13 protein-coding genes are annotated in these 20548 nt (G+C 67.4%); 8 read left to right on the forward strand and 5 right to left on the reverse strand.

Going from position 1 to position 20548, the window contains the following annotated elements; translation table 11 throughout:
• Positions 1-14: 14 nt before the first annotated feature.
• Positions 15-1229, reverse strand: coding sequence for a hypothetical protein (locus J4G12_00170; protein ID MCE2454222.1), 1215 nt, complete (start codon positions 1227-1229; stop codon positions 15-17).
• Between the two features lie 386 nt (positions 1230-1615).
• On the opposite strand from J4G12_00170, the gene J4G12_00175 reads away from it, so the two are divergent.
• Together J4G12_00175 and J4G12_00180 are read left to right on the forward strand one after the other, a co-directional pair.
• Positions 1616-1948: a DUF488 domain-containing protein gene (locus tag J4G12_00175; GenBank protein ID MCE2454223.1), complete on the forward strand. Its 333-nt coding sequence runs from the start codon at positions 1616-1618 to the stop codon at positions 1946-1948.
• The gene (locus tag J4G12_00180; protein MCE2454224.1) at positions 1945-2976 is read left to right on the forward strand and encodes a hypothetical protein; all 1032 of its coding nucleotides are present in this window, start codon (positions 1945-1947) and stop codon (positions 2974-2976) included. The genes J4G12_00175 and J4G12_00180 overlap by 4 nt, the downstream gene beginning before the upstream one ends.
• Positions 2977-3038: 62 nt before the next feature.
• Here J4G12_00180 and J4G12_00185 read toward each other — a convergent pair whose 3' ends face one another.
• Positions 3039-4907: a Xaa-Pro dipeptidyl-peptidase gene (locus J4G12_00185; GenBank protein MCE2454225.1), complete on the reverse strand. Its 1869-nt coding sequence runs from the start codon at positions 4905-4907 to the stop codon at positions 3039-3041.
• Entirely contained in the window at positions 4904-5620 is a 717-nt protein-coding gene (locus tag J4G12_00190) for a hypothetical protein (GenBank protein MCE2454226.1), read from the reverse strand. Before J4G12_00190 ends, J4G12_00185 begins: the two co-directional genes overlap by 4 nt.
• A gap of 150 nt (positions 5621-5770) precedes the next feature.
• Here J4G12_00190 and cyoE point away from each other — a divergent pair, with 150 nt between their 5' ends.
• Complete coding sequence (cyoE, locus tag J4G12_00195) at positions 5771-7840, forward strand: heme o synthase (GenBank protein ID MCE2454227.1); 2070 nt, start codon at positions 5771-5773, stop codon at positions 7838-7840.
• Between the two features lie 32 nt (positions 7841-7872).
• On the opposite strand, the gene J4G12_00200 is transcribed toward cyoE, so the two are convergent.
• Positions 7873-8445 carry a DUF1232 domain-containing protein gene (locus J4G12_00200; GenBank protein MCE2454228.1) on the reverse strand — a complete coding sequence of 191 codons (573 nt, stop codon included), beginning with the start codon at positions 8443-8445 and terminating at the stop codon, positions 7873-7875.
• 78 nt (positions 8446-8523) lie between these two features.
• Here J4G12_00200 and J4G12_00205 point away from each other — a divergent pair, with 78 nt between their 5' ends.
• Positions 8524-9459 (forward strand): DUF481 domain-containing protein, encoded by a 936-nt coding sequence (locus tag J4G12_00205; protein MCE2454229.1) that lies wholly within the window; start codon positions 8524-8526, stop codon positions 9457-9459.
• Positions 9460-9583: 124 nt separating this feature from the next.
• Here the strand turns inward: J4G12_00205 and J4G12_00210 are convergent, their stop codons facing one another.
• Complete coding sequence (locus J4G12_00210) at positions 9584-11911, reverse strand: copper-translocating P-type ATPase (protein MCE2454230.1); 2328 nt, start codon at positions 11909-11911, stop codon at positions 9584-9586.
• Positions 11912-12026: 115 nt separating this feature from the next.
• Here J4G12_00210 and pdxH point away from each other — a divergent pair, with 115 nt between their 5' ends.
• The 4 genes from pdxH to J4G12_00230 all read left to right on the forward strand — a co-directional run bounded on the left by pdxH (position 12027) and on the right by J4G12_00230 (position 20531).
• Complete coding sequence (gene pdxH, locus J4G12_00215) at positions 12027-12671, forward strand: pyridoxamine 5'-phosphate oxidase (GenBank protein MCE2454231.1); 645 nt, start codon at positions 12027-12029, stop codon at positions 12669-12671.
• A 61-nt stretch (positions 12672-12732) separates the two neighbouring features.
• The gene (locus tag J4G12_00220) at positions 12733-16170 is read left to right on the forward strand and encodes a PD40 domain-containing protein (protein MCE2454232.1); all 3438 of its coding nucleotides are present in this window, start codon (positions 12733-12735) and stop codon (positions 16168-16170) included.
• On the forward strand, positions 16167-20099 hold the full coding sequence (locus J4G12_00225; GenBank protein MCE2454233.1) for a PD40 domain-containing protein: 3933 nt from the start codon (positions 16167-16169) through the stop codon (positions 20097-20099). The genes J4G12_00220 and J4G12_00225 overlap by 4 nt, the downstream gene beginning before the upstream one ends.
• A gap of 39 nt (positions 20100-20138) precedes the next feature.
• Positions 20139-20531: a YbaN family protein gene (locus J4G12_00230; protein ID MCE2454234.1), complete on the forward strand. Its 393-nt coding sequence runs from the start codon at positions 20139-20141 to the stop codon at positions 20529-20531.
• Positions 20532-20548 lie beyond the last annotated feature (17 nt).

Consider the following 20548-nt stretch of genomic DNA (forward strand, 5'->3'; position numbering starts at 1 on the left):
CCACCGGACAACGGTCAGCCGGCGGGCGTCATTCTCGTTCGAACCACATGGTGCACGTCGAACTCGTCCGTCACGACGAACCAGACGACGTCGCCCTTGACGACCAGTCCGATTTCGGCCGACGGAGCGATGCCGGGGGCGAGCGCGGCGGTCCCCTGGTGGTCGCCCTGCTCCGAATACACGTCGTAAAGGACACTGCCGTCCGTCGAAGGGGTGCGAACCCACAAGTTCCCCTCGGGCGACTCGAAGATGCTCTCGACGGCGGGCTTGACCGTGGGAATCCGCGACCAGTCCCACTGGCGACTCACGCCCCGGTCCGCAAGCATTTGCCGAAAATCTCCGATCACCGAATCGCGCTCGGCTTCGGGCACCCGGACGGCGGGACGGCGGGTCTCGATCACGAGGGTCGTATCCCCGCCCGGCTCCACCCGGACGATGCGGTACTGGGGATCGCCGGCGCGAGCGGACCACACCGCGCCTCGCGAATCGATGAAGCTGGGGCCGTATGCCCGGTAAGGGATCGCTCGGTACATGAAGGAGCCGTCGTCGAATTCCTGGTAGAACGCATCGGGCGGATCCTCGGGATCGTAGTCCTCTTCGTCCGGATGATCGGCGAACAGCGGCAACGAGTCCGCCAACGTCATGGTCAGATCGTACACGCGAACCCAGGCCCGGTCCTGGTCCGGCCGGTGGATGCGACCTCCGCCCACCATCCGCCCGTTCCAGGCCCAGCCGCTGTACAAGGTGGCGAAATGGAACGCCTCGATGAAGCCATCCTCCGGATCGAAGACCGACATGCGGGCGCCCCGCGGATCCGGGACCCAGAGACGTCCGAGCGAGTCGAGCATGAGGCCGTTCGGATTAACGAATTCGCCAGGCCCCTGCCCCCTGCGGCCATGGGTCGCGACGTGGCCACCGTCGGGGTCGAAGACTCGCACTTCCCGATATTCCGAATCGAGGACGGCGAAGCCTCCTCCGTCAAAGGCCACGAGCCCTTTCAGGAAAGCGAAAGCGTCCGGTCCGGCGCCTTCGAGAGAGCCGACGCGGAGCTCCTCGGTCAGATCCCAGGTCGGGGAGATGTTCGCCGGAGGGAAATGCGTCACGTGGACCGTTCCGGATGCCGCCGTGTCGTGCCGGGTGATCCAGTCGCTCCGCGGATCCGGGTCGCCGCAACCGACCAGCGCCACCGTTGCCGCGACGAACAGGGTCACCCTTGGTTCCAAGTTCATGGTACACCTCTTACGAAAGTGGATACGTGTCGCCCCCGGACCGGAAGGGCTCCGAGGGGACTCCGGGCACCAGTGGTTCCTACAAGACCAACGTATACGCCAGGGGAGCGAGGAGCAAAGGGCTCGGCGGTCGGACTCTGCGGACGTGGATCGACTGTCGGCGGCGCGGTCACGATACCGATCAACTGCCAGGGCCTCTGTCGAGACCCGGCCGGCTTCCGGCGCGGGCTGTGCCGGGCACTCGGCTCGTTCTGAGGAAATTCACCTTTAGCGGTCGAGGTTGACTTCGCCGCTTCGAGACGCTCTCTTGACAAGGCAATGCATCCAAGATGGTCCCGGAAGACGTGACAGCGGAAGGGACGCCGCACCAACATGGGAGTCCGTTTTTGCCCTTCAGCCGCTTCAACCCACAGTTCAATCGCGAGGCCCTTTCCGGAGCTATCAGCGCGGAGGGTTTCCGGTATGTCTTCCCAAGTGGCGAGCTGGGAGGACGGCCCACCGACCTCGCCCGCGGTCGGGTTTGCTACGAGCGTGCCAAGAGAACGGAATCGTTCAGGCGAGGACTGATCCGTGTCGTCGATGGAGCCAGGAAGCACCGTATCGCCCTCATGTGCACGGAAAAGGAACCGCTCGACTGCCATCGCTCGCTCAAGGTCGCCGCTCAGGCTGCGGAGGAAGACCCCGGGTGGATCGGTGCACTGCGCCTCGACCCACTATGAAGAGACGAGATTTCCTAGCCGCTTCGTTGCTGGCGCCCCTCGCCACGGGCGGTCCGGCAACATCCGGAACTGCTGAGCACGACACCCCCCTCGTCGGACCTCCTTTCTCAAACCGCTCGCGCGCGCAGTCGGACCCCTACGCCCTCGTGCTGGGCACGGCGCAGGACGCCGGCGTGCCGCAGGTCGGCTGCTACACCGAACGATGCGAGCGCGGACGCGAGGCCCACCTCCGGGGCGAAGGCCGCTACGTAGCTTCGCTGGCGCTGGTCGAACCCGAGCGGGAGAGCTTCTACCTCGTCGACGCCACGCCCGACATTACCCGACAGACGGATCTCATTGTCGAACCCTCCTTCCGAGCCCGGGCCGCCGTGCGGAGACCATTCGACGGCATCTTCCTCACCCACGCCCACATCGGCCACTACCTGGGGCTGGCTCATCTCGGGAATGAAGGCATGGGCGTCAGCGAGGTTCCGGTCTACTGCACCGCCTCGATGGCCCGCTTTCTCGACACGAACGAGCCCTGGAGCCACATGATCGGGCAGGGCCGGATCGTCCCGACCGCTCTCGACACCGAAGTCTGGCATCGGATCGACGACTGGCTCGAGGTGAAGCTCTGGCAGGTTCCCCACCGCGACGAATTTTCCGACACCGCCGCCTTCCTCTTTCGCGGCCCGTCGGCCACCCTGCTCTACCTGCCGGACATTGACTCCTGGACGGCGTGGAGCTCCTGGGACGGCGTCAGGCGCGACGTGGCGGAAGCGGTGACCGAGGCGGACGTGGCGCTTCTCGACGCCTCGTTCTGGTCCGCCGACGAACTTCCAGGACGCGCGGTCGAGGATATCCCGCATCCGCTCGTGCTCGACTCCATGGACCGGCTCCAGGCGGTGGTGGATTCCGGTGCGGCGCAGGTCGTCTTCACCCACCTCAACAACTCCAACCCGGCCCTCGACGAAGACGGTCCCGAGCAGGCCGAGATCGTGCGGCGAGGGTTCGCAACGGCCCGCGAAGGCGACCGCTTCCCGCTCTAGCCGCCGCAGGCCCGCCGAAGTCCGACCGTTCGCGGCTCCTCGAACCCGATTGGGCGATCGGATTACGAAATCGGCGCCACCGCCCGTGCGTAGGCTTCCCGACCGCCCACCACGGGCAGTGTGAGCGACGTGTTCCCCAGATCGACGCTGAGCCGGGTCCCGGGGGACGGGTGCAGGGTGAAATCCCGGTCGCTCGAGAAGATCATGAGGCCGATGCGCTGGCCTGCGGGGATCACCTGGTCGTCGGGTTGCAGGTCGAACTCGAGATCCACGAACTCGCCCGGAACGAGCGGCTCGCCGGTCCTGATCGACTCCGCGTTCTGCGGATCGGCCCAGCCCCGAGTGATAATCCTGTCGTTGATCGAGCCCTCCGCGTTCCAGGGCAGCGAGACGAGCCAGACCGAAAGGTTGGCCGCCGGGCGGTCGGCCGCGACCCTGACGCGCACCCTAGCGACGCCGGAGAGGTGCAGGTCGCGATTCAGCTCGGGGCCGGAGTAGAGGAGACGCTCTTCGGCCGCCTCCGCAGAGGCCAGATCGGCGCCGGAAAGCGAGACGTCGTCGATCAGCGACTCCGGCTCCCTGTCAGGTGCGGGAGCTAGCGCCAGCGATCCGACTCCGTTGCCCGGTCCGACCGGATGGAGCGCGACCCCCTCCGACTCGGGATGAGGATAGTCTTCGTAAGGCGTCGGGCTCAGGCGATCGTCACCCTCGCGGGTGATCCAGGCTCCGGGGTCGTTCTCCACCCCGTTCTCGACATCGTGGAGGTAACGGGTGAACCAGCGGTTCATGAGCTCCAGCGGAGGAGGCCCGCCGTGTCCGCCCTGATGGTAATAGACCTGAACGGGAACATCGCGCTCCTTGAGCGCCTGCGAGATGCGGAAGCTGTGCTCGGGCATGACGTTCCAGTCGTTGAAAGCGTGCGCCATGAGAGTGGCGGCTTCGATGCCGTCCACCTGGGTCAGATAGTCGCGCCCCTCCCAGAAGTCGTTGTAGTCCCCGGTGGTGCGATCCAGCCGGACCCTCATGAGCTCGTCGCGCACGGTGCGGTTGCAGTATTCGCGTCGGTGTTCGGGTCCGCTGTTGATGAAATCGTAGAGCACGTCGATGTCCTCGCCCGGGTAGCCTCCCGGCGAGCGGACCAGGCCGTTGGAGCGGTAGTAGTGGTAGTAGGAAGTGTTGGGGGCGATGGGTATGATGGCTTCGAGGCCCTCGACCCCGGTCGTCGCGGCGGCGATGGGAAGAGTGCCGTTGTAGGATGTCCCGATCATGCCGACCTTTCCCGTGGCCCATTCGGCGCGGACTTCTTCGCCCCCGATCGGTGCGCTGAAACCCTGGGCGCGTCCGTTCAGCCAGTCGATCACCGCCTTGGGAGCTAGCGACTCGTTGACGCCCCCCACGGTAGGACATCCCTGCGACTGGCCCGTCCCCGGCGACTGGGAGTGAACCACCGCGAAGCCTCTCGGCACCCAGGTCCGGACGTGCGAGTTGGAGATGATCGGCTGTTCCACCCGGTGCGGTATCGGAGGCATCGGCGGACGTCGGGGCGGCGGTGCGCCCACCTCGTGCTCCAGGTCCCAGAAGTACTCGAAGTCGATGCCGGCGGTGCCGGAGTAGTAGGGGCTGGTCTCGTAGACGACCGGCACGCGCAGGCCTTTCTCGGTCTGCCCGGGCCGGGTCACCGCAACGTGCATCCGGTCGGGACTTCCGTCGCCGTCGGAATCGAACTCGGTCTCCACCCAGAGGTGCTCCCTTATCCAGGATTCCGGGTCGGTGAACTCGGGCACGGTCTGGGCCTGGCCGTCGCGGAACACCGGCCCGCCCTGCCCTGCAGAGAGCTGCGGGTGAAGCCCGATCGCGGCCGGCAATGCGAGAAGAATCAGAAGACGGAGGGTCGGCGGGGCGACCCCGACCGAACGAGGGCAAGGTATCATGAGTGTTCCTGGGGATGGCCCACGGAGACGGAGTAGACGAACCAGGTGGCTATCGCGACGCCGTTTCTCATCGCGGGATGAAATGCCCAATCGGCCGCCTCCTCGATGACCCTGCGGTTGAAGTCGCGGTCGTCCGTGGGAGGGTTCAGGCGCGTCGAGTCGGCGACCACCTTCCCTTCGTCGTCGACCCAGACGAGCACCTCGATCTTGAAGTGGCCGCCGTCGAAATGCGGCAGCAGAAACGCCTGGTAGGGCCGCGGACCGGTGAAGCCGTTGTCGCCCTCCAAGGCATCGCCGCCGGCCCCTTGGCCTTCGCCGTCTTCGAGACCCGGCCCTTCCGAGCCTCCGTCGCCGTCACCCGGATCGGGCGGGGGCTCGAGCGGCGTGTCCTCGACGAGATCGACCGGATCGAACTGCTCTTCCAGCGTCACGACGGGCTTGGCGACCGCTGGAACCGCAGGCGGCGGGACGCTCAGGGTCATCGCCTGCATGGAGCCCTTGGCGGCTCGGAAGTCGCCGCGTTGAGGACCGGCCGCCACGCCCGGCGACAGATCGAGCGGCACGCGACCCAGACTCCAGAAGAAGAGCAGGTGCAAGAGAACCGACACCAGCAAGGCGATCCGCCCTCTGTTGCGTTCGGCCCGCTGTCTCTCGCTTCGCCGACTTCCGTTGCTGCGATCGCTTACCACGGCTCTCCTTGACCAGATCTTCAACCCGTAAGTCCGTTATTACGCCGAAGGGCGTCGAGAGTGTCTCCGGCGGCGTCGCAGCATCCGGGGAAAGGGATGTTCGGCCGGGGCCGCTATCTTTCCGTGACCATGCGATCCCCAGCCCCGCAACCCGCGACCGCAGAGCAAGAGGCGTTGACCTTCGGCGCGCGCCTGCGGGCCTTCTATGAGCTGACCAAGCCCGGTATCGCCTTCTACGTGATGCTCACGGCCGGGTCGAGCGCCTACCTGGGCGGCCTCGGCTCGCCCGACCTGACCTTCATCCTCGGGGTGATGGCCGGGGTGGGGCTGGCATCGGCGGGCGCGCTGGCGCTGAACCAGTACATTGAACGGCAGGCGGATGCGGTCATGCGACGCACCCGGACCCGCCCGATCCCGACCGGTCGCGTGAGACCGCGCGAGGGGGCGATCTTCGGCCTCGCGCTCCTCGTTGCCGGGCTCGTTTGGCTGCTGCTCTGGGCCGGGCCGCTGCCCGCGTCGCTCACGGCGGCGAGCGCCGCCATCTATCACGGCGTCTACCGACCGCTGAAGTCCCATTCCTATCTTGCGACCTTCGCCGGCTCGGTGCCGGGCGCCCTTCCCATGCTGATCGGCTGGACCGCTTCCACCGCCTCATTCGACTTCCCAGGGGGATCGCTCTTCGCCATCGGCTACCTCTGGCAGCTCCCGCACGTTCTCGGTCTGGCGTGGATGCTCCGAGAGGACTATTCTCGGGTCGGGTTCCGGCTCATTCCGCAGGGGGGCGCCAGAACCATAGGAGTTCACATGATCGTCGCCACCGCTCTGCTGATTCCCGTCTCGCTGCTTCCCTTCTTCGCCGGCGTCACCGGCGGCGTCTATGCCGCGGCTGCGGTCGTCCTGGGCTGCCTCTTCCTTCTGCGGGCGTCCCGAGCCGGAGCGAGGCTTACCACGGGGGGGGCGCGCAAGGTCTTCCGGACCTCTCTTCTCTACCACCCTCTTCTGCTCCTCTTCATGGTCCTCGACGCCGCACCCGCACCTGCGGAAGCCTCGGCGCTCTCTCAGGAAGCCCGTCCGCGAGCGCGAGAGATCGGACTCGTGGTGGGCGTGCTGGAGCCGGGCGCATACAACGCGATAACCGATGTGGCCGGGGTCCGGGTCGGGCACTCCACCCTAGCCGACGGCGAGCGCTTCAACACCGGCGTCACCGCGATCATTCCGCACGGCGGCAACCCGTTCGAAAGCCGGGTTCCTGCTGCGATCCATGTCGGAAACGGCTTCGGCAAGCTGCTGGGCGTCACTCAGGTGCGGGAGCTGGGCGAGCTCGAAACGCCGATCCTCCTGACCTGCACACTATGCGTCTGGAGGGTTGCCGACGCCATGGTGGAGTGGATGCTCGGGCAGGCGGGGATGGAGGACGTTCGCTCGATCAACCCGGTGGTCGGCGAGACCAACGACGGCGGCCTGAACGACATCCGCGAACGTCCCGTAACCCCCGAGATGGTGGTGGAGGCGCTGGAGACGGCCTCCGGAGGCGCGGTCGAGGAGGGGGCCGTCGGAGCGGGTGCGGGGACGGTGGCCTTCGGGTGGAAGGGAGGGATCGGCACGAGCAGCCGCGTTCTGCCCGAGTCGCTGGGCGGATACGCGGTCGGCGCGCTGGTCCAGAGCAACTACGGGGGCGTGCTCTCCATGAACGGCGCTCCGGTGGGGATCGAGACGGGACGCTACTCGTTCTCGCGAGCGATCGGCTCGTCGACTCCCGGCGAAGATGCCGACCGGGCCGACAACGAGGGCGAGAACCCGCCCGACCGTTCGAAGGATGCCGGCGGCGCTTCCGCAGTCGAGGCCGGCGACGGCCCGGGCGACGGCTCCGTCATGATCGTCGTCGCCACCGACGCACCGCTCTCGGACCGCAATCTCGAACGTCTCGCCCGCAGGGCCGTCATGGGGCTCGCGCGCACCGGATCGTTCGCGAGCAACGGCTCCGGCGACTACGTGATCGCCTTCTCGACCGCGGAAGAGGTGCGCCGCCTGGCCCAGGCAGGGGTGCGCGAGGTCGCGGAGCTCGGCAACGGTGCGACCGGCGCGCTCTTCATGGCCGCCGTGGAGGCGACCGAGGAAGCCATCTACAACTCGTTGCTGAAGGCGAGAACGACGAGCACCGACACACGAACGGTGGAAGCGCTCCCGTTGGACGAGACGATCGCGATCCTTCGCCGATACGGTGCGCTCGGAGGGGAGCGCTGAGGAGTCCTGACCTAGAACGGACCGCCCGCAGTTCAGGCGTGATGGAAATCGTCCGCTTCGAAGCGGGTCAGGCCGTCCACCGTGTTCAGGAGCGTGATCTTCGCAAGCTCGTCGAGTTTCTTGGAGATGTCGGGACCCAGCAGCCGACCAAGGAAATGGAGCGGGTAGTCGAGATCGATGTCGAAGAGCGGCTCGGGAGAGCGGCACAGGTGCTCAAGCAATCTCATCACCAGGTAGGAATCGTCGAGAAGTCCGGCGAGCCCCTGGGTCATTTCCGGGATGAGGTCCACGGGGTGGAGGTAGTAGGCCTCCGCCGTGGAGAGGACGGGCGCGACCAGATCCGCGATCCCTTTCGTGTCGGCCTCGCTTCTAGCGTGCAGAATGATGAGCGGAACGGACTCGATGATCTCCCAGGCCAACTCGGCGGCCTCGCTGGCCTCCGACTCGGTCGCCTTCTCGCCCAGAGCCTCTGCGACGAAGCTGCGAAGTCCCGCCATTCCGTCGCGCGCCCGGGCGCTGGCCAACACCGCGAGCACGTCGGTGATGCTACCTTCCACCGGAGGCGGTTGGGGAGTCGGCTGCTGATCGGGGGTGAAGCGAGCCAAGGCGTGGATGGCTGGAGGAGGAACCGCAAAGTGAGGAAGTCGCATGCCAAGTCCGTCGTGACCCGGCCTGTCATCAGAATGGCCCCGCACACCCTTGAGCGCAAGCCCCGACCGGTTTTCGGTTTCGGTGCCGGACGCTCGTCGCGCCCGTCGCGCCTTGCGCCTGCGGCGTTTCGTCGCTCTCGACGCTCGAGCGGTTTTCCTCACGGACCGCTGGCGGCGTGGACCCTCCTCCTCGCCGGCGTCGCCACGGCGCCGCCCGAGGTCGCGGCCGTCCAGGGAGGCGATGGCGGAGCCGACGAGGACGCCCCCGAGCAGGCGGTAGCACCTTGGCTCTATGGTCTCGAATTCGGATTGAACGGCGCGGCGGGCAACGCCTCCTTCCTCACCCTGATCAGCGGATTCGAGATCACCAGACCCAAAGAGAACCGTTACCAGTTCGAGACGCGGGCGACCGCCCGGTACGGGAGGAACGACTCCGAGACTATCGAGAACCTGCAGCAGCTCACCAGCTCCCTCAAGTGGCGGCGGTGGGGGCGGCTGGCCCCGGTCGCGACCCTCGCCGCGACCCGCGACGTGCGCCGCAGACTCGATCTGAAGGCGCGCTTCGTCACCGGCCTGGGGGTGCGCGTCTGGAAGGGAGCGAATCCCGGCCTCAGCCATCTCGATGTCGAGCTTGGAGCGGCCAGCGAATACGAGAACTTCGCGGAGCCCGACGAGCCCTCGGAGGACTTCGAGTCGGAAAGACGGAGGTTCCGGCTCGACACGCGGCTGGCGGCCAAGAAGCCCTTCGGCCTGATCGACACCGCCGTCAAGGGTCGCTGGCGGCCTTCGATGGGCGAGAACCCCGACCACAATGTCGAGGCGGAGGGCCAGGTATCGACCGAACTGCTCTCGAATTGGTCGTTGGTCCTGCGCTACTCGCTCATCTGGGACGAGCGTCCTCCACCCGGCGCCGAACCCTACGACCACAAGTTCGGGCTTCTCCTGCGGGTGGCTCTCGGGCAGGGTTGATTCCTGGCAGCGTCAATGTGTCAGGAAGCGCTCCTGGCACTGGTGCGAGTTCCGCCACGAGCTGCCGCACCATGCTTTCAAGCGGCCCGGACCGGCTCCATCGCCCGGGCCGGACTTCCCGAGTTCAGCCGTTCGATGGTGATCGCCGAGCCAGCGCGATTCTCCGCAGCCTGAGGCTGTTCCCCACCACGCATAGGGAACTCATGGCCATCGCACCTGCGGCGAATGCCGGATGGAGCGCTCGCAGGGCGTCCGGGAGCTGGGTGAGCGGGTGGAGCGCACCCGCCGCGAGAGGGATGAGAGCGACGTTGTAGAGGAAGGCCCAGAAGAGATTTTCGCGGATGACGCGCACCGTGGCGCGCCCTAGCGCCAACGCCCCGGGCACCGAGCGCAGGTCGTTCCTGACCAAGGTGATGTCGGCGCTTTCGATAGCGATGTCGGCTCCTCCGCCCATGGCGATCCCGAGATCGGCCGCAGCCAGTGCGGGAGCGTCGTTGATGCCGTCGCCGACCATGGCGACGCTCCGGTGCCGCCGGCGCAGCTCGTTCACCCTCTCCGCCTTCTCCGTGGGTAGAAGATCCGCCTCCACATCCTCGATCCCTACCTCGAACGCCACTCGCCTGGCTGTCGCCTCCCGGTCGCCGGTAAGGAGCGTGACATCCACGCCTCGCCGTCTCAGCTCCGACACCGCCTCCTGGGAACCGGGCGCGACCTGGTCGCCGACCGAGGCCATGCCGACAAGCCTTCCGTCGAGGGCGACGAAAAGAACCCCGTGTCCGTCGGCCTCGGCTGCGGCGCGGGCGTCGTCGAGCATATCCGCCGAAACGCCGTTCTGCGCCAGGAACCGCACCGATCCGACGAGCGCCCGACCTGGCGGGAGGGTCGCCTCGACGCCCAGCCCCGCGTGAGCCTTGAACCCTTCGGCTTCGACGAGGTCGAGCCCTCGCTCACGGGCCGCAGTCACGACCGCCCGTGCCAGAGGATGTTCGCTCGACGCCTCGACCGACGCTGCGATCCCGAGCAGGCGGTCCTCGTCGTCGTCCACGGCGCGCAGCTCCAGCAGCTCGGGCCGGCCCAAGGTCACGGTCCCGGTCTTGTCCATGGCGACATGCCGGATGGCGCGCGTGGTCTCGAGCGCCGCCGCATCGCGGTAGAGGATGCCCAGGCCGGCCCCTCTTCCGGTGGCGACGGTCACTGCGGTCGGCGTCGCCAGTCCCATGGCGCACGGGCAGGCGACCACGAGCACGGCGACGCTCCGCACCACCGCCTCGCCGAGCTCCGCCCCGGGCGCCCACCACCAGACCGCGAAGGTGAGCGCGGCCACGACGAGCACTGCCGGAACGAAGACTGCGGCGACTCGGTCGACCATCATTTGGATCGGGGGCCTGCTCGCCTGCGCCGCGCGCACGGCGGAGACGACCTGGGAGAGCACGGTGTTCTCGCCCACGGCCTCCGCCCGGAAGCGGAGCGCGCCGAAGAGGTTGATCGTTCCGCCCGTCACCCGGTCGCCGGTCGCTTTTTCCGCAGGAAGCGGCTCGCCGGTCACGGCGCTCTCGTCGATGGAGGAACTCCCGTGCTCGATCAGGCCGTCGGCGGGGATGCGCTCGCCGGGTCGAACCGAGATCAGGTCGCCGACAGCCAGACTCCCGATCTCCACCTCCCTCTCCTCGCCGTCGGCGTCCACGAGCCTAGCCGTAGGCGGGGTCAGACGGAGCAGCTCCGACACCGCCCGACCGGTCTCTCCTCGAGCCTTGAGCTCCAAAGTCCTGCCCAGACGGACCAGGACCAGAATCAGAGCGGCGGTCTCGAAATAGACGTGAGTCCCGGCGGCGTTCGAGCCCCCGCTGACGGCACCCGCGACCACCACGGAGTAGACGAAGGCCACGGTGGAGCCGATCGCCACGAGAACATCCATATTCGCGGAGCCCCGGCGCAAGGAGCGCCATCCACCGACGTAGTGCGCTCGCCCTAGCAGGATCTGGACCGGCGCGGCCAGTGCGAAGAGGAGCCAGTTGACCGAGGGCAGGTGGCTCCATGCGCCCAGAAGAGAGAAATCGCGCCCCATCGAGAGTGCGAAGAGCGGAAGGACGAACGCAGCCGCGATCCGAAGCAGTCTGGTCTCTCTGGAAAGCTCGGCCGAGCGTTCCTCTTCCTGAGCCCGGTCCCGGGCCGCCTCGTCGAGATCGACCTCGCCCACCACGCCGAATCCCAGCTCTTCGACGATCTTCCTAAGTCCGTCCAGCCTCCCGGAAACACCCGCGTCTCCGGCTGCCAGCACCAGCTCCGCCCTCTCGGTGGCGAAGCTCACACTGGCTTCAAGCACACCCGGAGCCTCGCTCAGACCGCGCTCTATGCTCCGCGCGCAAGCGACGCAGTTCATGCCCGTGAGGGAGAGCGCGACGTTCCGGATCGAATCGGGACCAGCGGCTCGCAAGGGATCGATCGTTTCCATAGACCCTCCTACCCGTCCCCGCGCTCGGGGTGTTCCGAACCCCGGGCCCCGGTATCTTTCGGGTCCCACCTTCCGCCGCAAGGCAGCCCACGCCACGCAGGTATCGTCGCACCAAATGCCGAGCAACCCACCACCGACCGGCGAACGCCACACGGTTCCTCCCCCGCTCCCCCTTCCGAACGACGACCCGATGGCCGCCTTCGCCGCCTGGTTCGCGCACGCCGAGGCGAGCGGCGTTCCCCTCCCGGAGGCCGTGGCTCTGGCGACCGCCACCTGGGACGGCCGCCCCTCCGCGCGCATGGTCCTCCTCAAGGGCGCCGACGCCGACGGCCTCAGCTTCTACACCAATTTCGAGAGCCGCAAGGCTGCCGAGCTCGACGCCAATCCGCGCGCTGCGTTCTGCTTCCACTGGGCCACGCTGGAACGCCAGGTGCGCTTCGGCGGGACGGTGGAGAGGCTGGGCCCGGAGGCGAGCGCCGCCTACTTCCAAAGCCGGCCGCGCGGGAGTCGTCTGGGCGCCTGGGCGTCTCTCCAGAGCCGGCCGCTCGCGGCCCGCGGCGAGCTGGAGGAACGGTTGATCGAGATGGAGGCGCGCTTCCGGGGTCGCAAAGTGCCTCTGCCTCCTTTCTGGGGAGGCTATCGACTGGTCCCGCTGGAGGTCGAGTTCTGGCTCGGTCGCGACGACCGTCTCCACGATCGCGTACGCTTCACCCGTCCGGATCCGGCGGACGGCTGGCAGGCCGAACGCCTCTATCCCTAGCCCCGCCGGACCGCCCGGCGTTATTATTCCAAGCCCTTGCATCCTGTCCGAAGGAGTCTTCATGCGTCTTTCGTTCCCGCGATCGTTCCCGCCGTTCCCGCGATCCCGCCGTCTGTCGTTCGGGAGCCGTTTCGTTTTGGGGGTCGCGCTGCTCGCCCCTGCGATCCTCGCTCCGTCTCTGGGGGCCCAGGAGGAGGAGAAGCTCGATCCCGACCGCGGTCTTCCGCTCGAGCCCGCTCGCTGGGCGCGCTTCACCACCAACGAGGGCACGTGGATCTCGCTCGACGTCGCACCCGACGGCAAGACCGTCGCCTTCGACCTTCTCGGCGACATCTACACCCTCCCCATCGAGGGCGGCGAAGCCACCCAGATCACCTCGGGGATGGGCTACGACATCCAGCCGCGCTTCAGCCCGGACGGCGAAACCCTGGTCTTCGTCTCGGACCGGAGCGGCGACCACAACGTGTGGACGGTGCCGACGGCCGGGGGCGAACCGACGCAGATCAGCAAGGGAGTAGGTTCCCGCTTCGTCTCCCCCGAGTGGATGCCCGACGGAGACTACATCATAGTCTCGCGCACTTTTAACGGGCTGGAGAAGCTCTGGCTGTACCACACCGACGGCGGCAGCGGGATCGAGATGGTGGGTGGAACTCCCTTCCAGAGGATGCTGGGTGCGGCGGTCGACGCCGAGGGACGTTACATCTGGTATGCGCAGAGGAACGGTACCTGGAGCTACAACGCCATCTTTCCGCAGTACCAGGTGTGGGTCTACGACCGTCGGAGCGGCGTGCGTACGCCTATGACCAACCGTTACGGCTCCGGCTTCCGACCCACGCTCTCTCCCGACGGCTCGCTCCTCGCCTACGGTTCGCGCGAGGACGCGGACACCGGCATCCGGCTTCGGGAGCTCGACACCGGGGAAGAACGCTGGCTCGCCTACCCCGTTCAGCGCGACGACCAGGAGTCGACGGCGACCATGGACGTGCTCCCCGGCTACTCCTTCACCCCCGAGTCGGACGCGATCGTCCTCTCATACGGCGGGGGCATCTGGCGGGTCCCGATCGACGGCTCGGACCCCACGTCGATCCCCTTCACCGTCGATGCGGAAATCGCCATCGGTCCCGAGGTCGAGTTCGAGTACCCGATCGAGGACACGCCCTCCTTCACCGTCAAGCAGATCCGCGACGCGACTCCCTCTCCCGACGGGTCGCTCGTAGCTTTCATCGCCCTCGACCGGCTCCATGTGGCCAACGCCGACGGCACGGGCGTCCGCAGACTGACCTCCGACGAGTTCGGCGAGTTCGAACCTGTGTGGTCCCCCGACGGGAGCTCGGTGGGCTACGTCACCTGGGACGACGACTCCGGCGAAGGACACATTCGGAGCGTGGACGCGGACGGAAGTCAGGCGCGCGTACTTACCGCCAGCGCCCCGGCCTACTACCAGCAGCCGGCATGGTCGCCGGACGGCGCTCGCGTCGTCGCCATTCGGTCCGACAGGCGCAACGTCCAAGAGGCCATCGATCCCTTTATCGGCTTCGGACAGGGCGCCGAGTTCGTCTGGGTTCCCGCGGCAGGGGGAGAGGCGACGGTGATCGGCCCCACCGCCGGGCGCAGCGATCCGCACTTCACGGAGGACCCGGATCGCATCTACTACTACGGCTCGGGCCGGACCGCACCCATCCCGGGATCTCCCTCGGGCGGATTCACCTTCGGCTCCCTGCTCTCCACCCGCTGGGACGGAACCGATCTGCGCTCCCATCTGCGCGTGCTCAGGAAGATCGACATCGACGCCGGATCGACTCCGCCGGGCTACGTGCGCTCGCTCTACTCTGATCTGGTGATGCCGGAGCGCTTCGACTTGCTGGAGGAGGAACCGCGGGAGCTCGTGCCTCGAACCACCGCCGGCCTGGTGCAGATGGCGCCGACCGGCGACCTGGCTTTGGCGCAGGTCGGGGACGACATGTACGCCGTGACCGTGCCCGACATCGGCCCGCAGGCGCCTGATATCGACGTGACCAAGCCCGACTCGGCCGGGATGCCTTCGTGGAAGCTCAACTCGCTCGGGGGTGAATTCCCCGCTTGGGGAGGCGACGGGCGCACTCTGCACTGGTCGCTCGGCAACTCCTTCTTCACCTACGATCTGGACGCCGCCGCCGACCCGGAGTACACGGCCGTCGAGACGCGGATCACGGTCACGGCCGAACGCGACATCCCGCAGGGAATCGTCGTTCTTCGCGGCGCGCGCGTCATCACCATGAACGACGACGAGATCGTCGAGAACGCCGATCTGACCGTGACCGACAACCGCATCAGCTCGATCCGGTCCGGTCCGGGCGAGGTACCGGACGGCGCTCGGGTCATCGACGTATCGGGCAAGACCATCGTTCCCGGCTTCGTCGACACTCACGCCCACATGTGGAACCTGTGGGGATTCCACTGGGCGCGCCCGTGGATCTACACCGCCAATCTCGCCTACGGGGTCACCACCACCCGCGACCCCCAGACCGCCACGACGGACGTCCTCTCCTACGAGGACATGGTGCGGGCGGGGCGCATGGTCGGACCGAGGGTCTACTCGACAGGTCCGGGCGTATTCTCCGGCGACGCCGTGCGCAGCTACGAGCACGCCGTGGAGGTCCTGCGCAAGTACTCCGACTACTACGACACCAAGACCTTCAAGATGTACATGTCGGGCAACCGCCGCCAACGTCAGTGGCTGATCATGGCTGCGCAGGAGCTCGAGCTGATGCCCACGACCGAGGGCGGTCTCGACTACCGGCTCAACATGACCCACGCGATCGACGGCTATCCCGGGATCGAGCACTCCATGCCGATCGTCCCGGCCTACGGCGACGTGGTCGAGCTCTTCGCCGAATCCGGAACGGTCAACTCTCCGACCTTGCTGGTCTCCTATGGAGGACCTTGGGCGGAGAACTACTTCTACACCCGGGAAGACATCTTCGGAGACGAGAAGCTCAACCACTTCACGCCGCGGCGCGAGCTCGACTTCAAGGCGCGCCGGCTCCAGACCACCGGCCCGGGTCCGGGCGGCTGGTTCATGGAGGAGGAGTATTCGTTCGACGATCACGCCGCCTGGCTGGCCGATCTGGTGGAGGGCGGCGGCAGGACCGGCGTAGGCAGCCACGGCCAGTTGCAAGGGCTGGGCTACCACTGGGAGCTCTGGGCTCTCCAAATGGGAGGCATGAGCGAACACGACGCTCTCATCGCGGCGACCATCATGGGAGCCGAGGCGATAGGGCTGGGCCGCGATCTCGGTTCGATCGAGGCCGGCAAGCTCGCAGACCTCGTCATCCTCGACGCCGACCCACTTGATGACATTCGCAACACGAACACCGTGAGCCAGGTGATGATGAACGGCAGACTTTACGACGGAGACACTCTCGACGAACTGTGGCCGAGGCAGAGGCCCGCGCCTGCGGAGCCGTGGAGGAACACCGCGCCCGAAGTCAGGGCCGGAATCAGAGGAGGTGGATCATGATGCGCGCCGCGATCGTTCTCACGACCGGCCTCTCGTTGGCAGGGGCCGAGCTCGCGGCTCAGGCGCCCGGCGGCGGTCGACAGAATCCGCTGCCCCTGCGCGGCACACGCACCGTCGAGTACACCGCCACCGAGGGCACTTGGATATCCCTTGACGTGAGCCCCGACGGCAGCCGGATCGTCTTCGACCTCCTGGGCGATCTCTACCTGCTCCCCATCGAGGGAGGAGAAGCGGTTCCGCTCCTGCGGGGGATGGCTTACGAGGCGCAGCCCCGCTTCAGCCCGGACGGCGAGTCGGTGGCCTTCGTCTCCGACCGCAGCGGCGGCGACAACCTTTGGACCATAAGGCTCGACCTCACCGACACCACCCAAGTCACCAGGGGCAACGGCAGCCTCTATCTCTCGCCCGAGTGGGCACCTGACGGCGAGCATATCGCCGTCTCCCGGTCCGGCGGATTGGGCGGCTCCGCGAGCACCTTCATCGTACACGTGGATCGGGGCTCGCCCATGCCTCTGGGCGGCGGCGCCCCCAAGCGGGTGGGCGCGGCCTTCAGCCCCGACGGCCGCTACGTCTACTACGCCGGCGCTTTCCAGGACTGGGAGTACAACGCTGTCCTGCCTCTCTATCAGCTCTACCGCTTCGACAGGGAGAAGGGCACGACCACCACCATCACCAACCGCTACGGATCGGCCTTCAGACCGGCCGTCTCTCCCGACGGCGACTGGCTCGTCTACGGTACCCGTCACGGACCCGACACCGGGCTGCGGAAGCGCGATCTCGAGACCGGCGACGAGGAGTGGCTGGCTTTCCCGGTTCAGCGCGACGAGCAGGAATCTCGGGCGCCGCTCGACGTTCTCCCCGGCTACTCGTTCACACCGGACGGCTCGGCGATCGTCGTCTCTTACGGCGGCAAGATCTGGCGCGTGCCCATGGACGGCGGCGAGGCTTCGGAGATCCCGTTCGAGGCGCCGGTCGAGCTTCCCGTGGGCCCGGAGGTGAAATTCGCCTACACGATCGACACAGCCGAGATGGTGACTGCGAGCCAGATCAGGTCGCCGGCAGCCTCTCCCGACGGCGGGATGGTGGCCTTCACCGCCTTCGACCGGCTCTGGGTGAAGGAGCTTCCCGACGGCGACGCTCGACGGCTCACCGCCACCGACGTGGGCGAATTCCACCCGCAGTGGTCGCCGGACGGCTCCCAAGTCGCCTACGTCTCGTGGGACGACAGCGAGGGCGGCCACATCATGAGCGTCCCCACGGCCGGCGGACCGGCGTCGCAGCTCACCGTCGATGCGGCCCTCTACTACAACATCGCCTGGTCGCCCGACGGAGAGCGCATCGTCGCCTCACGGGGGGCGGCGCGCGAGCTCAAGGAGGCTGCGGACGCATTCTTCGGTCCGATGGGGGCCGAGTTCGTCTGGATCCCGGCCACCGGCGGCGAGGCCACAGTGATTTCGCCGACCGGCACTCGCGACGTGGCGCACTTCCGCGCCGACGACTCGGAACGCATCTACGCCTACTCGCCGCTGGAGGGGCTGGTCTCGTTCCGCTGGGACGGCACCGACCTCCGACGACACCTGCGCGTGATGGGATCGCAGGGCGTACGCGGCATCGGAGATCCGCACACGGAGCGGCTCGTCAACCTGCCGCGGCGGATTTACCCCTGGCGCGCGGAGTCTCCCATGGGCAGGGGCGTGACCGATCCGGCGCTCCGTCCCGAAGGCGGGGCCGGCAACTTCGGGGCGGACGCTCCCGGACTCACCGGCACGGCCAACGGCCCCCAGGGCGCGGCCGATCCCGCAGCCGCTCACCCCGAGCCGTACCCGACCGAGGCCGGAGGTCCCGGTCCGGCAGGGCTCGCCCTGCTCTCGCCGACCGGGGAGCGCGCGCTGGTTCAGATCGGGCGTGACATTCTGGTCGTGGACATCGCCGACGAGGCCGGGCCCGAGCCTCCTAACATTCTCTTCATCGCGAGCACGGGATCCTCACCGGTTCCGGCGCGCAAGCTGAGCGACGTAGGCGGCGAGTTCCCGTCCTGGTCGGCGGACGGAGAACGCGTCCACTGGTCGCTCGGCAACGTTCTCTTCACCTACGATCTGGCTCACGTCGAGGCCGAGGAGGCCGAGGAGGAGGAGACGGCTCACGAGCTGGCGCTCCACCGGGTGCGAGTGGCCGCAGTCAACGACACTCTCTCCGAAAAGAAGTCCGAGAAGGACAGTCTGGAGAAGGCCGACGAGGAGGTTCCGGAGGAGCTCGAGGAGGAGATCCGCAGGCTGCGCGCCGACTCGGTTCAGGCCGGAGCCGACGAGCTTATCGCCAGAGCCGACTCCATCCGAGAGGCCGCCGCGGAAATCGAAGCCAAGGCCGAAGCGGTCCGGGACGGCGACGACGAGGCTCTCGCCGACACCACCGAGTCCTACGAGGCAGTGGAGCGGAAGATCGAGGTGGATCTGCCGCGAGACATCCCTCGCGGAACTGTCGCTCTTGTGGGCGGTCGCGTGATAACGATGAAGAAGACGCCGCCGCCGCCCGAGGACCCGGAAGAGGGCGAGGAGGATGACGAGACCGCCGAGGGCGAAGGGGAGGAAGGAGCCGAAGGGGCCGAGGGAGGCGAGGAAGCCGCCGCCGAGGAGGACGAGGCGGACGAACAGGAAGAACAGGAGCCCGAGGACCCGGTGGTCGAGGTCGGCGTTATCGAAGACGGAGTGGTCGTCGTCACCGACAACCGCATCGTCGCCGTCGGCCCGAGGGACTCGGTCGAGATCCCCGACAGCGCCCGCACGATCGACGTGAGCGGGAAGACGCTCGTGCCCGGTTTCATCGACACCCACTACCACGCGCAGTGGCTGGTTCCCGAGGTCCACCCGGAGGAGGTCTGGCAGTACCTCGCCACGCTCGCCTATGGAGTCACCACCACCCGCGATCCCCAGACGGGATCGACCGACATCCTCAGCTACACCGACCGCGTGCTCACCGGAGGGATGACCGGTCCGCGCATCTTCTCCACCGGACCCGGCGTCTTCATCCAGGAGAACATCTCCGACGCGGACCACGCCAAGCGAGTGCTGCGCCGGTACGCCGAGTACTGGGACACCAAGACGCTGAAGATGTACATGAGCGGCAACCGACAGCAGCGTCAGTGGATCATCCAGGCGGCGCGCGAGCTCGAGATCATGCCCACCACCGAGGGCGGACTCGACTACAAGATCGACATAACCCACGCCATCGACGGCTATCCCGGGATCGAGCACAACCTGCCCATCACGCCCATCTTCAACGACGTGGTGGAGCTCTTCAAGACCTCGCAGACCACGAACTCACCCACCCTCCTGGTGTCCTACGGCGGCCCGTTCGGAGAGAACTACTTCTACGCCACGGAGGAGGTGCACGACGATCCCAAGCTCAACGTCTTCGTCCCGTCGGCGAACCTGGACGCCAGGGCGCGCAGGCGCGGTCCGGGGGGCGGCGGCAGCCCCGGCGGCGCGGGCTGGTTCCTGCCAGAGGAATACGTCTTTCCTGAGCAGGGCGAGTTCGTGAAAAAGATGCTCGAGGCCGACGCGCGAGTGGGGGTCGGCAGCCACGGTCAGATCCAGGGTGTCGGTTTCCACTGGGAGCTCTGGGCGATGGCGGCCGGCGGCGGCGCCAATCACGACATGCTCAGGGCGGCCACGATACTGGGCGCGGAGGCGATAGGGCTGGGCGGCGAGATCGGATCGATCGAGAAGGACAAGTACGCCGACATCGTCATCCTCAACTCCAACCCGCTCGACGACCTGCGCAATACGGTGGACATCGCCTATGTCATGAAGAACGGACGGCTCTACGACGGCATGACGCTGGACGAGATCCATCCCCGCGAACGCGAGCTGGTACGCGAAAGACCCGCCGAGTCGGGTCCGGCCAACACGGCGGCGGGTATCAGGAGGTAGCTGGTGTCGGGCCAACGCTGTCCAATCGATCACAGAGAGATGGAAACCCGCGCGGGCCGGCTGCCCAGGCCGGTCCGCAAGGCCCTCTACCTCGCTCTGGGGTTCGTCAGCGTGATCATGGGCGTCATCGGCATCGCAATCCCGGTCTGGCCCACCACCTGCTTCCTGCTCCTTGCCGGGTGGTGCTTCGCGCGCTCGTCTCGGAGGGCCGAGCGCTGGCTCTTCGGGAACCCCATCTTTGGGCGCTACCTGACGGCGTACAAGCTCCGGGGCACGATCTCGTCACGTGTGCGCGGGGCCTCCCTCGTCGGGCTCTGGGGGTCGATCGCCGCCTCTACGTACTTCGTCTTCGACCAGCTCTGGCTCGTCGCCCTGCTCGTGATCGTGGCGGGTGCCGTCTCGGCGCACCTGCTTTCCCTGCGGACCGAATAGGGGGCGTCCCCTCTCCA

This window comes from Gemmatimonadota bacterium (assembly GCA_021295815.1).
Lineage (GTDB): Bacteria > Gemmatimonadota > Gemmatimonadetes > Longimicrobiales > Gaopeijiaceae > JAGWBQ01.

Coding starts and splice junctions, on each gene's coding strand:
- J4G12_00170 (MCE2454222.1), bottom strand. CDS start 1,229: ATGAACTTGGAACCAAGGGTGACCCTGTTCGTCGCGGCAACGGTGGCG.
- J4G12_00180 (MCE2454224.1), top strand. CDS start 1,945: ATGAAGAGACGAGATTTCCTAGCCGCTTCGTTGCTGGCGCCCCTCGCC.
- J4G12_00185 (MCE2454225.1), bottom strand. CDS start 4,907: ATGATACCTTGCCCTCGTTCGGTCGGGGTCGCCCCGCCGACCCTCCGT.
- J4G12_00205 (MCE2454229.1), top strand. CDS start 8,524: ATGGCCCCGCACACCCTTGAGCGCAAGCCCCGACCGGTTTTCGGTTTC.
- J4G12_00210 (MCE2454230.1), bottom strand. CDS start 11,911: ATGGAAACGATCGATCCCTTGCGAGCCGCTGGTCCCGATTCGATCCGG.
- pdxH (MCE2454231.1), top strand. CDS start 12,027: ATGCCGAGCAACCCACCACCGACCGGCGAACGCCACACGGTTCCTCCC.
- J4G12_00220 (MCE2454232.1), top strand. CDS start 12,733: ATGCGTCTTTCGTTCCCGCGATCGTTCCCGCCGTTCCCGCGATCCCGC.
- J4G12_00225 (MCE2454233.1), top strand. CDS start 16,167: ATGATGCGCGCCGCGATCGTTCTCACGACCGGCCTCTCGTTGGCAGGG.
- J4G12_00230 (MCE2454234.1), top strand. CDS start 20,139: ATGGAAACCCGCGCGGGCCGGCTGCCCAGGCCGGTCCGCAAGGCCCTC.